The sequence below is a fragment of the Candidatus Competibacter denitrificans Run_A_D11 genome (genome assembly GCF_001051235.1).
Taxonomy (GTDB): Bacteria; Pseudomonadota; Gammaproteobacteria; order Competibacterales; family Competibacteraceae; genus Competibacter_A; species Competibacter_A denitrificans.
In genome coordinates this window covers 1-13,200 of sequence record NZ_CBTJ020000091.1, presented here as the reverse complement: position 1 = coordinate 13,200, position 13,200 = coordinate 1, and the positions used below count along the sequence as shown (strand labels likewise).

Here is a 13,200-nt window from a genome sequence, read left to right as displayed (position 1 = left end):
GGTAGTCCTCTGACCCGCCGCATCTTATGGACGAACGGCAGGGCTAGCGGCGCCTGGTGCTGGACCGAATCCGGCGCCGGGCGGGATCGGGGCCGGCGCTTGATTATCAGGCCGTTTTTTAAACACTAATAAATAACGCTGCGGGATATGTTGATGCTGCCGCACCAGATCGAAGCCGTAGTTCAGCAATTGCGCGATCAGCAGTTCCTTGGCGATATAGGGACCGTGATACGGCAAGATGCCCGGCTGCACCAGTCCATTATCGGCCAGATAGAGCAGGCCATCGTCAGTCAGCGCCTCGCGGATGGCGTTGACGAAGGAATCACGCTCCGGCGCCGTCGACATGGCATAGATGTTGTGATAGAGCGAGCACAGGAACACGGCGTTGACTTTGCGCCCCTTCAAACCCAGGGTTTTGCCGTCGGTTTGCAATGTTTCAATGTTGGTGACGCCGAGATTGGTTTTAACCTGCTCTACGTATTTCAGATGCTCGGCCACGGTATCGATGGCGATCACCCGTCCGGTCGGCCCGACCAGCTTGGCGAAGCGGAAAGAGTAGTAACCGGGGCCGGAACCGACATCAGCCACAATAGCGCCGGGCTTCAGATCCAGTAGGGACACCAGTTCCGTGGTGTGTTCCCAGCTCTCGCGCCGGGGGTTATTGAACAGAATGGTGTCTTCGAGATACGCCTTGCGCATCTGGCCGGTATAGGTCTCCTCATCACCGGTATCTTTCAGCCGGTATTTGCGCTGAAGATATTCCTTGAGCACCTGATAGTTATTGCCGCCGAACATCTTAAAAAACTCATTCGTCAGCGGTTCAGTGGTCATCTCAGCTTTTTTGGCGTTATCCGCCAGCAGATAATCGGCAAACCATTGCAAGGCGGTGTATTCGCCACCGTAGTTTTCGCGGGGGATGATTTTGGCGTAAATCGCCAGTGCCGACTTGGCCTTCTCCGTCATCTTGGCAGTTTCCTGGCGCTCCGCCGCCCCCAGCGCCTCGAACAGATCGGTCGCAGCTTGCCGACCTTCCGGGGTGATGGCGAAGGAATCGCTACTGCCGACATGTACCAGCGACATATTGGACGTGACCGGTACCTGCACGGTTAGGGTCGCCATCGGCTGAGCGACGGCGCCACCCGGTGGCGTGGCTTGCTCAGGAGGAGGCAAATTCGCCATCTCAGGCGGCGCGGTGCGTTGCGGCCCTGGCCCTTGCGCCATCGCAGTGGCACTCAGCCCAAACAGTAGCCCGACAGTCAGCACAGCCGCCGTCGCAATTGATCTACCCGACGGGCGGGTCGCAGTCACTCTCATCATTAAATATCCTCTGGTCTTCATTTGAAGAATCGGGGCACATCAAGGAGAAGATGGCGATAAAGAGTCTTGATTATGGCAGTTCAGACTGTCTTAAAGCTGAAAGGAGCCGAATTCTACCCGGTTTCCGCCAAGTACGCGCAAGATCGACGATTGCAGCGCGCGACCTTCTGTATGGATGCCCCCTGGCTGAAGCGCCTTCAGCGCCCCTCACAACCGTGGATCGACCGGCTCCGATTCCAGCGCCAGCACCCCAAACACGCATTCATGCACTCGCCGCAACGGCTCGCGGGCGACAAATCGCTCCAGAGCCTCCAATCCCAGCGCGAATTCCCGCCAGGCCAACGCCCGCTTCCCTCCCAACGCCCGGCGTCGTAGCCGGCTTAAATGCCTTTCTTCGGTGTATTCCGGGCCGTAGATGATCCGCAGATAGTCCCGACCCCGGCATTTCACCGCCGGTTGAATCCGCCCTCGTCCCTGATCGGGAATGAAATCCATCGGTTTGACCACCATGCCCTCGCCGCCCTTTTCGGTGAGATCAAGCCACCAGTCGATCACATTTTGGCAAGCGTCTTCATCAGCCAAATCCGCCACCCGATAGGCCGTTGCCAGCAGCAGCGCCGCATCCGCCGCCGCCAGCCGGTGCAACTGCGCCATCTGCCAGAGGTGCGTTTGATCGCTGTACACCCGGTTTTCCGACGCCAGCAGATGAAATGGCGCAAGCCGTAGATCATTGATGGAGGACACCGGCCAGCAATAGCGCCGGTAAGCGTCGGTAAAACGCTGGGCATCCCGCTGGCGTTCGGCATAACTGGCGGAGAGTTCGCCGATGTCAATTCCGCGCGCGCCAGCCGCGGCCAACAGATGATGGGCTTGGGTCAGCATGGCGCCGCTGGCCGCGCCGACCGCCGCATATTGGCGGGTCAACAATTCTCGCGCTTTCAACGACCACGGCATCAATTCGCAATCCAGCACAAACCAATCGCTGCTAAATTCCTGCCAGAACCCCGCCGTGCTCAAAGCGCTGGCCAGCCGCTGCAACAATTGCCGCTCCAACTCAGCATCGGTAAAAAAGCGCCGACCGGTGCGGGTGTAGACAATCCCCTGCCCTTCGTTGGCGATACCAAATCGTGCCTGGGCCGCTGCTTCATCCTTGGCGATGACCACCACCGCCCGCGACCCCATGTGCTTTTCTTGGCAGACCACAGTTTCGACACCTGCCCGGCGGTAATAGCCCAGCGCCTCGGCGGGATGTTCCAGAAAGCCTGGTTCGGCGCTGGTTTCCGCAGGCGACATGGTAGGCGGCAGATACACCAGCCATTTCGGATTGGCCGCAAAACGGCTCATCACTTCCAGCGCAGCGGCGGCATTCTCCGGGCGAATCGTCACGCTATGGCCCAAGCGTGGATGCACAATCCGCTTGCCGGAACAATCGGCCAGATCCAGCAAGTCATCCGCTTCCTGCTGCATCGACAAAGGCCCACTGCTCGCCGGTGCCAACGGTCGCAGCGGTTCGTAGTGCATCCGCAGCGCCGGCTCCGCCACCAACTCGCGTTCTGGATAACGCAACGCGGTCAACTGGCCACCGAACACACAGCCAGTATCCAGGCAGATGGTGTTGTTGAACCATTCGGCATTCAGCACCGGGGTATGGCCATACGCCACCAGCGCCGAGCCGCGATAATCCGCCGCCCAGTTGGTGCGCACCGGCAAGCCGTACTCATCGGTTTCACCCGTCGTCTCGCCGAACATCGCAAACTCGCGCACCTTGCCGGAGCCGCGCCCGTGCATCTCGGCGCGCAGCCCCGCATGGGCTACCACCAACCGCCCACCATCGAACACATAATGACTAACCAGCCCATCGAGGAATTTGATCACCTCGGCGCGGAACGCCTCGGATTCCCGGCCCAATTGCTCCAGCGATTCGGCTAGGCCGTGGCTGATTTTGACCTGTCGGCCACGTAAGGCTTTGCTGAGCTTGAGATCGTGATTGCCAACCACGCAATAGCCGTCGCCGCTGTGAACGGCCGCCATCGCCAGCCGCAACACATCGGGCGTAGCGGGGCCGCGATCCACCAAATCACCGACAAACACCACCTTGCGATCCTGCGGATGCGACAATCGCCACGGTTCGCCGCTGCGATCCAGTTGATAGCCGAGCCGGTCGAGCAAGCGACCCAGTTCCTCGAAGCAGCCGTGAATATCGCCGATGACATCGAACGGCCCAGTTTCGGCTTTCTTGTTATTCCACAGCGGTTGCCGCGCAATGGTGACAGCATCCACCTCCGTCGTCGCGCGCAAAATGTAGACGTAGCGGAAGCCTTCACGCTCCAGGCCCCGCAGCGAACGATGTAGATTACCGAGCTGATTGCGGATAACGTGCGGGCCGAAATTGCGGTCGGGCCGCTGGGCGTTGCGCTCCCGGCAGACCCGCTCCGGCAAATCGAACACGATGGCGACCGGCAAACAGTGATACTCACGGGCGATTTGCACCAGCGGTTTGCGGTCTTCAGCGCGGACATTGGTGGCATCCACCACCGCTAACCGTCCGGTCTTCAAGCGTTTACCAGCGATGTAATGCAGAATATCGAACGCATCCGCCGTAGCGGACTGATCGTTTTCATCATCGGCTACCAACCCGCGACAATAGTCCGAGGAAATCACTTCAGTCGGCAAAAAATGGCGACGGGAAAAGGTGGATTTGCCGCACCCGGATGCGCCGATCAGCACCACCAATGACAGTTCGGGAATGGTGATGTTCATGCCTCGCCTCCTTGCTCAACGTCACGGGTAAACACCGCCATCTGGGTGGGTGGGCCAACCGTGGGATCAACCGTACCAACCGGCTCAAAGCGCACCGCATAACCGAAAATGGCGGCGACACGCTGACCCCAGCTTTCAAATTCGGCGCGCGTCCATTCAAAACGATGATCGGGATGGCGTAACTGGCCGGTCGGTAAAAACGGATAATTGACGTTGTATTCCACATTCGGCGTGGTCACAATGACCACACCTGGCCGGGCGCATTGGAACAACACCCGCTCGAAAGCCGCCAACCGATTTTCATCCAGATGCTCGATCACCTCAATCGCGGTAGCCGCATCAAAACCCTCGATTCGGGCATCGCGGTAGGTCAAACCGCCATGCAGCAGTTGAATCCGCTCCCGTACCCGTGGGGGTAAGCGCTCAAGCTGCAAGCGGTCGGCGGCGATTTCCAAAGCACGCACCGATACATCCAGCCCCACCAGTCGCGTCAGATATTTCTCTTTCAATAAGCGTGACAACAGCTTGCCATCGCCGCAGCCCAAATCGACCACGGTCTGCACTCCAGCCGCCGCCAGTTCAGCCAGCACCGTCCGTATTCGCGTTTCATTCAGCGACAGCGGTGCTTCCACCGCCGCTTCTTCGACGGTGATCGACGCCATCTCCGAATCGGTAGCCGCCGTTTCCGTAGTGGCTGCCGTCTCCGTCACAGATTCTGGAACCTCGTCCTCAACCACCTCCAGCCGCGCCAAGGCTTCTCGCGCCAAACTCCATTTGTGGCGCAAATAGCGGCGGGCAATCCGCGCTTTTTCAGGATGCCCGGCCAACCAATCTGCCCCATGCCGCAGTAGCTTTTCCAATTCATCCTGCCCGACCCAATAATGCTTGGCGTTATCCAGCACCGGCAGCAACACATACAGATGGGACAGCAAAGTTTTGACGGTCACGGTTCCAGAAAGCGTCAGGGCGACATAGGGGCTATGGCCCCAATCGGGGAAGTGCGCATCCAGCGGCAGCCGTTGCATTTCGATGTGATAGCCCAGCGGCTCGAACAACGCGGTAACAAAGCCCTCATCGGCACGAGCGGCCACCACCGGCAAATGGGCTACCAGAGGCAACGGTCGGCTGACCAGTTCCGGGTGATCGGCGCAACGCCCTGACAATGCCGTGGCAAAAACCCGACCGAGCGCGACCGACAGAAACGAAGAGGCGGCATAGGGCCGGTCGTTGACGTATTGACCGAGCAAACCGCCGCCGATAGCCGTGGCTTTGCCGCGCACCAGATCAATCGGATCAACATCCACCAGCAAACAGACAGTGCAGCGCGCCTCGTCCGCTTCGGGATAAAACACATGAGCGATTCCGAAGCTGAGCGGATATTGGCGTACATTCTGCGGGTGCTTGTACAGTAAAAAGCCCAAATCCGTCGCGGGTGGCTGGGTGTTGGTGAGGGTCAGTAACATCTGATTTTCCTTTTTCGGCTTCCTCTGGCGCCGCTTCATCCGTCAACAACCTGGTTGCTGCGTAAGGCTGGCTGATTTTTACGACTCACGATAGGAAATGCTTGCTTAAAAGGTACAATACACAATCAAAGTGCTTGGCAGTAACCCTTTTCCTGGGCTGATGACCCACACGATTGACCCGATCACGATGCAACACTTTTCGCCTCGACTTCATACGCTGCCCTTGCCACAGCGCCGCTTATGGTTGGAACTGGTCTCGGCATTGGTTTGATCTTTATCCCCCTGACACCAGAAATCCAAGCCGTTGCGCGCCGAGTCATTTGGTTTGAGGAGCCGGAACGCGCCCTGCAAAACCCGGTACGCTTTCTCGCTTATGCCATGACCTATGCGACTCACGAGGACATGCAGATGATCCGGCACTATGTCACGGACGAACAATTCCGCGAAGCGCTCGACCAAGTACCTCCCGGTATTATTGATCAACGTTCCTGGGCGTACTGGAATCTGAAGTTCAACCGGTATCCAGCGCCGCCTTTACCGGTTCGACAACTACCGTGACATGTGGAGATACCAGGCAATTTCACCGCACCCAAAACACCTCGCCGCGCGGCGTAAACGGCAACCGATTGCCTTCCGGCACTAAAAAGGCGTGCTCGAAATCAATCTGCAACTGGTCTTCGCAATAGCCATCGGTAATCACCAGCACCGGCCCGCGCGGTGGAAAATCGCCACGCCGGGCGGCGTTCCGTAAGCATTCGACGCCGGGCTGCAACACCGTGCCGCCGCGCCCCTTCACCGCGATCCGCTCCAATAAACTCTCCGGCGGCAGCCAGCCCGCGTCATAGGCGGTGGCGTCGCAATACACCAACCGCACCGCGAACACTTCCCGCGCCTGGGCATAGCTGGCAATGGCCCCGATGGCCTTGCCCAGTAGCTTCGGCTCCATCGAACCGGAGGTGTCCAGGATCACCCCAAACACCCGCGCCTGCCGCTCCTCCTCCGGCGGCTTCATAATCGACGGCCGGGGAATATCCGGGGTGCTCGCCTGCCGCCGCGACGGCCGGGCATAACTGCGATGGCGCTCCGGCGGCGGAAAATGTTCATCGAACCAATAGGCCAACCGCACATCCCACGGAATCGGCGGCTGAGCCAAACTGCGGATTTCCTCCACCAGCCCGGCGGGCAAGAAACCGCGTCCACTCATCAAACAGCGCTCCATGCCCTGATACAAGGCGCGACGGCAATACGCCTCGGCATCGACGAAAATACCGCCCTCCTCCCGACCCAGCAAATCCGGCATTCCCGGCCCGCGCAACGTCGCCAGCTTGCGGGCGCGGCGCATATCTCGCGCCAGTTGGTCGTAAATCTCCTCGGCGGATTTTCCATCAAAATCAGGATCGTGCAGCAAGCCCAAAACCGGCGGCGCACCGATGCCCATTTCGATCAGCCAGCCATTAATCACGAAATCACAGGCCACATTCCACAACAACGCATCACGGCCCCGGCGGCGTGAACTGTGATTCAAGCCCGCGTGCAACAACTCGTGCGCGAACACGAACAGGCATTCAGCTTCATTCAAACCCGCGCCGGGATTGATCCAGATCGTCCGGCTGCCCACATCAATCGCAGCCACCCGAATGTCGTTTAACTGACAAATGCGCGGCTCTTCCACCACCTGAAAGCCAATCGCCAGCGCCCCCAGCAGCGGATGGCTGTTCACCAAACGCCGTTGCGCTCTGAAACCAGGGCTAAGCCTCTGCCCAACTCCAGTGGTATTAACCCAGCCACCGGCTTTTTCGATGGCCTTCCCCACGCTGCGGGCGATACCATCGGCCAGCAAAGCCTTCCAATCCGGCGGGCGCGACCGATAGACATAGCGGCTGGGTGCGGCCTCGGCCGGTTGAAACACCGTCCGCCCTTTGCCGCACAGCGCCTCATGCCAGAGTAGTAGTCCGGCATCACAACCTTCGGTCACCAGGGTGCGAAACAGTGGCTCCTCGCCATTCACCGGAATCTCGATTTCTGGATGCAATAACGCCTCTGCGGTGACGCCAATCCCCGCTTCCTGACAGAAGCGCTCCGCCACCAGCAAGGCAGCGATTTCCCACAGCACTTGCGGCTCACGCTGGCGCACCAGGCCAAAGCCGAGACAGACATAGGCCACCGCCAGCACCCGCGCCCATTCCTTCGGCTCGGCCAGCCGCTTGGGATGCACCCACAGATAACCGTTCGGCGACAACGCTAGCCAGCCCTTGGGACTCATATAGTGGTGTTTATCGTCGGAAAAGAGGTGCGCTTCCCCGGCGATAGCATCCAGCGGCGCCTGGCGCGCCAGCAGACAGCCTTCATTAAAGTTTTTTAGCGTAATATTTTCAGCAGGTTTACGGCGCATTTTTGCCATTCCGCCGTTCCGCGAGGCGCGGCAAATCCCTGGCCACCTCAATCAAAAACCAGGAGGGCAAACGCTGACCTGCCTCATCTTCGATCACGACGGTCTGCGCCATTTCCACGCTGATCCGCGCTAAATCTCGCAACAAGCTTTTGGCTCGCATCGATAACTGCTTGTGTTCCTGGCGGAGTGAGGCTTCATCCTCCGGCAATTCCTTACGCAGATAACCGCGCAAGGACTGCGCCAGAAAATAGAGAATATCCCGATCCGCCGGATCGGCCGGCCAATGGGCATCACCTTTCAAAATCGCCACCAGCGTGTGCCGCTGCCGCAACTGCTTGATGAAACCCTTGAATTGCCCGGCATGAGCCGGCGTCAACAAGCCAAACGCCAGTGCCTCCAACATCTCCTCACCCAACGCATCGCCGTAGGAATGCAGCGCGTCGGACAGCATGTGCCAGGAACGCGGCGTTGAAAACGGCTCCTCATGCTTCGGCGGCTCGTTCCACAGATGATCGGGCCGAAGCTGGATGTATTCCACCACCCAAGGATGAATACTGCCTTCGTTCACCGCCCAATCTAGCCATTCACGATGCTGGGCGCGCAGATGGATATGCACCAGCCGGTTGATCAGCGCCGAGGGCATGGGTTTGACGATAGCGGCGTCCTTGGCGCGGTTCCCCGCGCCAAGGACGATGGTGCCAGCCGGCAGCCGATATTCGCCGACCCGCTGTTCCAGAATCAGCGAATAAAACGCTTTCTGAATATCGTGGCTGGCTGCATTCAGTTCATCCAGAAACAACACGAAGGGTTGTTGGCGGACGATATTGGCCGGTGGAAAAAACCGCGAACAATCACCGTCGATCTTCGGCACACCCAGCAAATCTTCCGGGGCCAGTTGGCTGCCCAACAACGACACGCATTCCAGCCCCACCGCCGCTGCGAAACGATTCACCAGCGCGGTCTTGCCGATACCCGGTGCGCCCCATAGAAAAACGGGCCGCACCACCGCGACGTGCAGCAGAAAATCAAAAGATTGCGCCAAAGTAAGTTCAATAGCCGAATTCACGGTTGATTCAGTCTAAATTACAATCAGTTGGGAATAATCGATCATTGGGAATCGCCAGACTGCACCAGCGGCCGGGCTTGAAATCATCAGGCCAGAAGGTCAAGATCGTTTATTCTCGATCCTGATAAAATCCGCAGAGAGAGGGTTTCTCAAAACCTTAAAGCCGTCTGAACGTGCTAGGTTAGCGCGTTCGGCCTTGCTTCAGAATAAGGGCGTTTTCGCTGGGTTAGAAGCGATTTTTTGAGCAGAATCCCCAGAAAGTGGCACGTTCATCGATTGCGCCACTGATTCGAAGCCTGCCTGAACCAGATATTAAAAAAATAAAGACCCACTTCATCAAAAAGTGATCAGTAACATGCCGCAACCGATGGGGAACTTAAGCAGTGGATCGCGCGCACAACTATGAACGCTAAGCGCGCTCATATTCTGTATTTTGTCACTGAAGATTGGTTTTTTTGCTCGCATTTCATTGAGCGTGCCATTGCAGCGCGTCAGGCGGGCTACCAGGTCTCCGTCTTGACCCGCGTCCGCGCCCACGGCGACCGCATCCGCGCCGAAGGCTTCAAGCTGATACCGCTTGAAATCCACCGCAAGGGCCTAAATCCGTTCCGTGAGCTGTCAACGATCCTGGAAGTGGCTCGCATCTATCGTCGGGAGCAGCCCGATCTGGTCCATCATTTTGCACTCAAACCCATCATCTACGGCACGCTCGCATCATGGCTGGCCGCCATTAAGCACTGCGTCAACGCACCCGTGGGCATGGGCTTCGTCTTCTCATCCTCATCGCGCCTCGCCCGCCTCATCCGCCCCATCATGCAACTGAGCTTGCGGGCGCTGCTCAACCCACCGGGCAGCCGGGTGGTGTTCGAGAACGCCGACGATCTGGCCGAATCGATCAAAGGCGGCTTGGTGCGTCCCAAAGCAGCAGTGCTGATTCGCGGCGCCGGTGTTGATACCCTCGACTTTCAGCCACGGCCCGAACCAGAGGGCATCCCGAAAGTGGTGCTCGTGGCGCGGATGCTTTGGGAGAAAGGGATTAGTGAATTTGTGGAAGCGGCCCGACGGCTGCGAGCACGTCACATTGCTGCCCGCCTGCTACTCGTTGGCGCCCCCGATCCAGAAAACCCAGCGGCGATTCCCGTCGCGCAACTGCAAGCGTGGGCTGAGGAAAACGTGGTGGAGTGGTGGGGCCAACGCTCCGATGTCGCCGAGATCCTGGCCGATAGCCATATCGTTTGCCTGCCTTCGTATTATCGGGAAGGGCTGCCCAAAGCGTTGCTTGAGGCGCTGGCGGCCGGACGGCCGGTCGTAGCGACCGATGCGCCGGGCTGCCGCGAAGCGGTTCGTCACGGCGATAACGGTTTTCTGGTGCCGGATCGTGACCCTGAAGCATTGACCAACGCGCTCGCCACATTGCTCGGAGATCCTGCCTTGCGCCAGCGAATGGGCGCCAGCGGTCGGCGGCGGGCGGAAACCGAATTTGCCTCTCCCCTCGTGTGTGAAGCCACCCTGGGGCTGTATCGTGAACTGCTCACCGATGAGAAACATGCTACCCTACCGGACGCAGCCGGACTGGATCGACCCCCTGGTATCGCTGGCACTGATCCTCTGGCCACCCCCGACCCCGTGCGGTCCAATCGCCGATCTTGACCGGGCGTTCACCAGCCCGCCCTGTGACTCCCGTTACTTTAAGAACTCCTGAAACACTCACTATTATGACTTCACTGCCAGTTGAGGGGCCTTGCCTTGTGGCCACCGCCGAGACACCAGCGACACTTAAGCGCGCTTTTTGGGAATGGGATGGCAATCTCACGCGCGCGGTGCTTGAAGACCTGCGCCAAGGGATCAATTATTGGCCACTCTGGATTCGTCTGGGCTGGCAGGATGTGATGCTCCGCTATCGGCGCTCGATGATCGGACCCTTCTGGCTGACCATCAGCATGGGCATCATGGTTTTTTCCCTGGGGCTTATCTATGGCGATCTTTTCGGCATGGTCGTTGACCGCTATCTGCCATTCCTGACCATCGGCTTTCTGGTTTGGGGTCTGATCAGCGCGGTACTCAACGAAGGCTGCCAGACATTCATCGAAAGCGAGGGGATTATTCGCCAAATCGATCTGCCCCTGTCGATGTTCCCGCTGCGAGTACTCTGGCGCAATTTCATCATCTTCCTGCACAACGCGGTGATTTATGTGGTGGTGGTCGTGGTCTTCGACCTTGCGCTCAACGGGTCTCTGCTGTGGGCTATCCCTGGCCTGATCCTGTTGCTGATCAATGCGCTTTGGTCCGCCACATTGCTGGGCATCCTGTCGGCGCGGTTTCGTGATCTGCCGCAGATTGTCTCCAATATCCTGCAAGTCGCTTTCTTCGTCACTCCCATCATCTGGATACCGCAAGCGTCTTTCAAACGACCGCTATTGATCGACGCCAACCCTTTTTACCATTTCATCGAGTTGCTGCGCGCGCCTTTGTTGGGCCATGCACCGACGCTAGCGAATTGGAGCGTGGCGCTGCTCATTACGCTTCTCGGTTGCGTGGGAACCTTTCTCTTTTACCGGCGTGCCTACGGCCGCATCGCGTATTGGGTCTAAGCTGTGGCCGCCTCAATCCTCTCGCTTGACGATGTGTGGGTGGAATATGCCATCTACGGGCTGGCCAATCGCTCACTAAAAAAAACCTTGGTTGGCCTCGCCTCGCGCGGGCGGCTGGCGCGTGAAGTGGAGACGGAAATCTCCCGCGTCGTTGCGCTCAAGGGGATCAATCTACGGGTTGACGATGGCGAACGGGTCGGCGTAGTCGGCGCCAATGGGGCCGGTAAAACCACGCTATTACGGGTCATGGCCGGTGCGTTGAAACCGCTGCGTGGCCGGATTCGACGGATCGGTTTTACCTCCTCGCTGTTTGATGTGTCATTGGGGATGAATTCGGAGGCTAACGGCTGGGATAACATTACCCTACGCGGTCTCTATCTGGGCTTGACTCCGCGCGAAATCCGCGCCCTTGCCGATGAAATTGCCGACTTCAGCGGCTTGACGCCTGAACAACTCGCCTGCCCGGTGCGCACATATTCCAGCGGAATGCAGGTACGGCTGGCATTTGCCATCTCCACCGCCGTGCGGCCTGATATTCTGCTGTTGGATGAATGGATCAGCGCCGGAGATGCTGCGTTTGTAGAGAAAGCCAAGCAGCGGATGATCGATCTAGTCGATAAATCTCGCATTTTGATCTTCGCCACCCATTACGATTGGCTGCTGGCAGGTATTTGCAATCGTGCTATCTGTCTTCAGGATGGCAAAATCGTTGCCGATGGGCCAGTTGCCGATACGCTGGCTTTTTATCATCAATCTGCGACGCCACTGCCAGCACAATGAGTGCCAAACCTCAAATGCGCTGAGCCATTCTCCTCATCAAGGATGCTTCTGTCGGCTTTGTTTGGCGCAAACCGTCTGGCGCCGCATTCAAGCTGTTAGTAGGATTCATTCCACCGTTCAATTTTTCAGCAGATCCAAGGCTAAACCGACAATCGTCTTCCGAATTAAGAGTTGATTGGCAACTGCTCCAAACTCAACTGCGGTAAAAGGCAATTGAGTGCTTGCTCCTCTGTAATATCCAAGAAACATTGGGTCGCAGGGAATACCAGTGGTCTCACTGGCTTCAGCTTCGATCACAACACGCTTCTTTTGATCAAACTTAAAACTCTTATCTAACTCAAACGCGCCGGGCGTTTCATTAGCGCCATCATCCCAAGAATCGATCAGCCAAACCGAGCCTGCCGTAATGTTTTTGACTATGCAGACAAAGTGATCGCGGTAAGTGCCTCCATGAAGGCTCACTCCCACCACGAGAGGAACGCCTTTGTCCAGGAGCTGGTTTGCGGTATCGATATAGTTATTATTAACGCCTCGCCAAAATTGTGGCTGATCGACGAGCGACCATGCCGGATTGATAACCCCTGCTTCTGGAGTAAGCGACGCAGCAAGAATCGTCTTATTAAACTTATCGTAATTATCGCCGATCAATCGACCCCACGCGACTTTCATATCCCCTGCTCGAACGCGCGGATTTTTAATTTTCGAACTATTTTGGATCAAATCGTTTAAATGACTTAGGAGTTACGCAGTTGGTTGATAAAGAGCGATAAGGAAGGTTATGAACCCACCGAAAGTCACAGATGAAGACTACATCCAGTTTCTGATAGCGAC

The 13,200-nt window shown here is 57.8% G+C and carries 10 protein-coding genes; 4 read left to right on the top strand and 6 right to left on the bottom strand.

Going from position 1 to position 13,200, the window contains the following annotated elements; translation table 11 throughout:
• Window positions 1–24 precede the first annotated feature (24 nt).
• The 3 genes from BN873_RS15355 to BN873_RS15345 all read right to left on the bottom strand — a co-directional run bounded on the left by BN873_RS15355 (window position 25) and on the right by BN873_RS15345 (window position 5,540).
• On the bottom strand, window positions 25–1,317 hold the full coding sequence (locus BN873_RS15355) for a class I SAM-dependent methyltransferase (protein WP_171820502.1): 1,293 nt from the start codon (window positions 1,315–1,317) through the stop codon (window positions 25–27).
• Window positions 1,318–1,524: 207 nt separating this feature from the next.
• On the bottom strand, window positions 1,525–4,077 hold the full coding sequence (locus BN873_RS15350) for a polynucleotide kinase-phosphatase (protein ID WP_048675672.1): 2,553 nt from the start codon (window positions 4,075–4,077) through the stop codon (window positions 1,525–1,527).
• Entirely contained in the window at window positions 4,074–5,540 is a 1,467-nt protein-coding gene (locus tag BN873_RS15345; protein ID WP_048675669.1) for a 3' terminal RNA ribose 2'-O-methyltransferase Hen1, read from the bottom strand. The genes BN873_RS15350 and BN873_RS15345 overlap by 4 nt, the downstream gene beginning before the upstream one ends.
• Window positions 5,541–5,780: 240 nt before the next feature.
• Here BN873_RS15345 and BN873_RS15340 point away from each other — a divergent pair, with 240 nt between their 5' ends.
• Window positions 5,781–6,098: a hypothetical protein gene (locus BN873_RS15340; RefSeq protein ID WP_048675667.1), complete on the top strand. Its 318-nt coding sequence runs from the start codon at window positions 5,781–5,783 to the stop codon at window positions 6,096–6,098.
• A 22-nt stretch (window positions 6,099–6,120) separates the two neighbouring features.
• Here BN873_RS15340 and BN873_RS15335 read toward each other — a convergent pair whose 3' ends face one another.
• Both BN873_RS15335 and BN873_RS15330 read right to left on the bottom strand, forming a co-directional pair.
• Window positions 6,121–7,932, bottom strand: coding sequence for a vWA domain-containing protein (locus BN873_RS15335; protein WP_053085408.1), 1,812 nt, complete (start codon window positions 7,930–7,932; stop codon window positions 6,121–6,123).
• On the bottom strand, window positions 7,922–8,998 hold the full coding sequence (locus BN873_RS15330) for an AAA family ATPase (RefSeq protein ID WP_048675663.1): 1,077 nt from the start codon (window positions 8,996–8,998) through the stop codon (window positions 7,922–7,924). The genes BN873_RS15335 and BN873_RS15330 overlap by 11 nt, the downstream gene beginning before the upstream one ends.
• A 402-nt stretch (window positions 8,999–9,400) precedes the next feature.
• On the opposite strand from BN873_RS15330, the gene BN873_RS15325 reads away from it, so the two are divergent.
• The 3 genes from BN873_RS15325 (at window position 9,401) to BN873_RS15315 (ending at window position 12,369) form a co-directional block, all read left to right on the top strand.
• A complete protein-coding gene (locus tag BN873_RS15325; RefSeq protein ID WP_071244359.1) occupies window positions 9,401–10,648 on the top strand; it encodes a glycosyltransferase family 4 protein in 1,248 nt (415 codons plus the stop codon).
• 98 nt (window positions 10,649–10,746) lie between these two features.
• On the top strand, window positions 10,747–11,589 hold the full coding sequence (locus BN873_RS15320; protein WP_053085407.1) for an ABC transporter permease: 843 nt from the start codon (window positions 10,747–10,749) through the stop codon (window positions 11,587–11,589).
• 3 nt (window positions 11,590–11,592) lie between these two features.
• Complete coding sequence (locus tag BN873_RS15315) at window positions 11,593–12,369, top strand: ABC transporter ATP-binding protein (RefSeq protein ID WP_071244355.1); 777 nt, start codon at window positions 11,593–11,595, stop codon at window positions 12,367–12,369.
• Window positions 12,370–12,486: 117 nt separating this feature from the next.
• Here BN873_RS15315 and BN873_RS15310 read toward each other — a convergent pair whose 3' ends face one another.
• Window positions 12,487–13,038 carry a hypothetical protein gene (locus tag BN873_RS15310; protein ID WP_048675660.1) on the bottom strand — a complete coding sequence of 184 codons (552 nt, stop codon included), beginning with the start codon at window positions 13,036–13,038 and terminating at the stop codon, window positions 12,487–12,489.
• Window positions 13,039–13,200 lie beyond the last annotated feature (162 nt).

Excerpts from the sequence above, each read along its gene's own strand:
- BN873_RS15325 (WP_071244359.1), top strand. The coding sequence starts at position 9,401 with ATGAACGCTAAGCGCGCTCATATTCTGTATTTTGTCACTGAAGATTGG.
- BN873_RS15350 (WP_048675672.1), bottom strand. The coding sequence starts at position 4,077 with ATGAACATCACCATTCCCGAACTGTCATTGGTGGTGCTGATCGGCGCA.
- BN873_RS15340 (WP_048675667.1), top strand. The coding sequence starts at position 5,781 with ATGGTTGGAACTGGTCTCGGCATTGGTTTGATCTTTATCCCCCTGACA.
- BN873_RS15355 (WP_171820502.1), bottom strand. The coding sequence starts at position 1,317 with ATGATGAGAGTGACTGCGACCCGCCCGTCGGGTAGATCAATTGCGACG.
- BN873_RS15335 (WP_053085408.1), bottom strand. The coding sequence starts at position 7,932 with ATGCGCCGTAAACCTGCTGAAAATATTACGCTAAAAAACTTTAATGAA.
- BN873_RS15310 (WP_048675660.1), bottom strand. The coding sequence starts at position 13,038 with ATGAAAGTCGCGTGGGGTCGATTGATCGGCGATAATTACGATAAGTTT.
- BN873_RS15345 (WP_048675669.1), bottom strand. The coding sequence starts at position 5,540 with ATGTTACTGACCCTCACCAACACCCAGCCACCCGCGACGGATTTGGGC.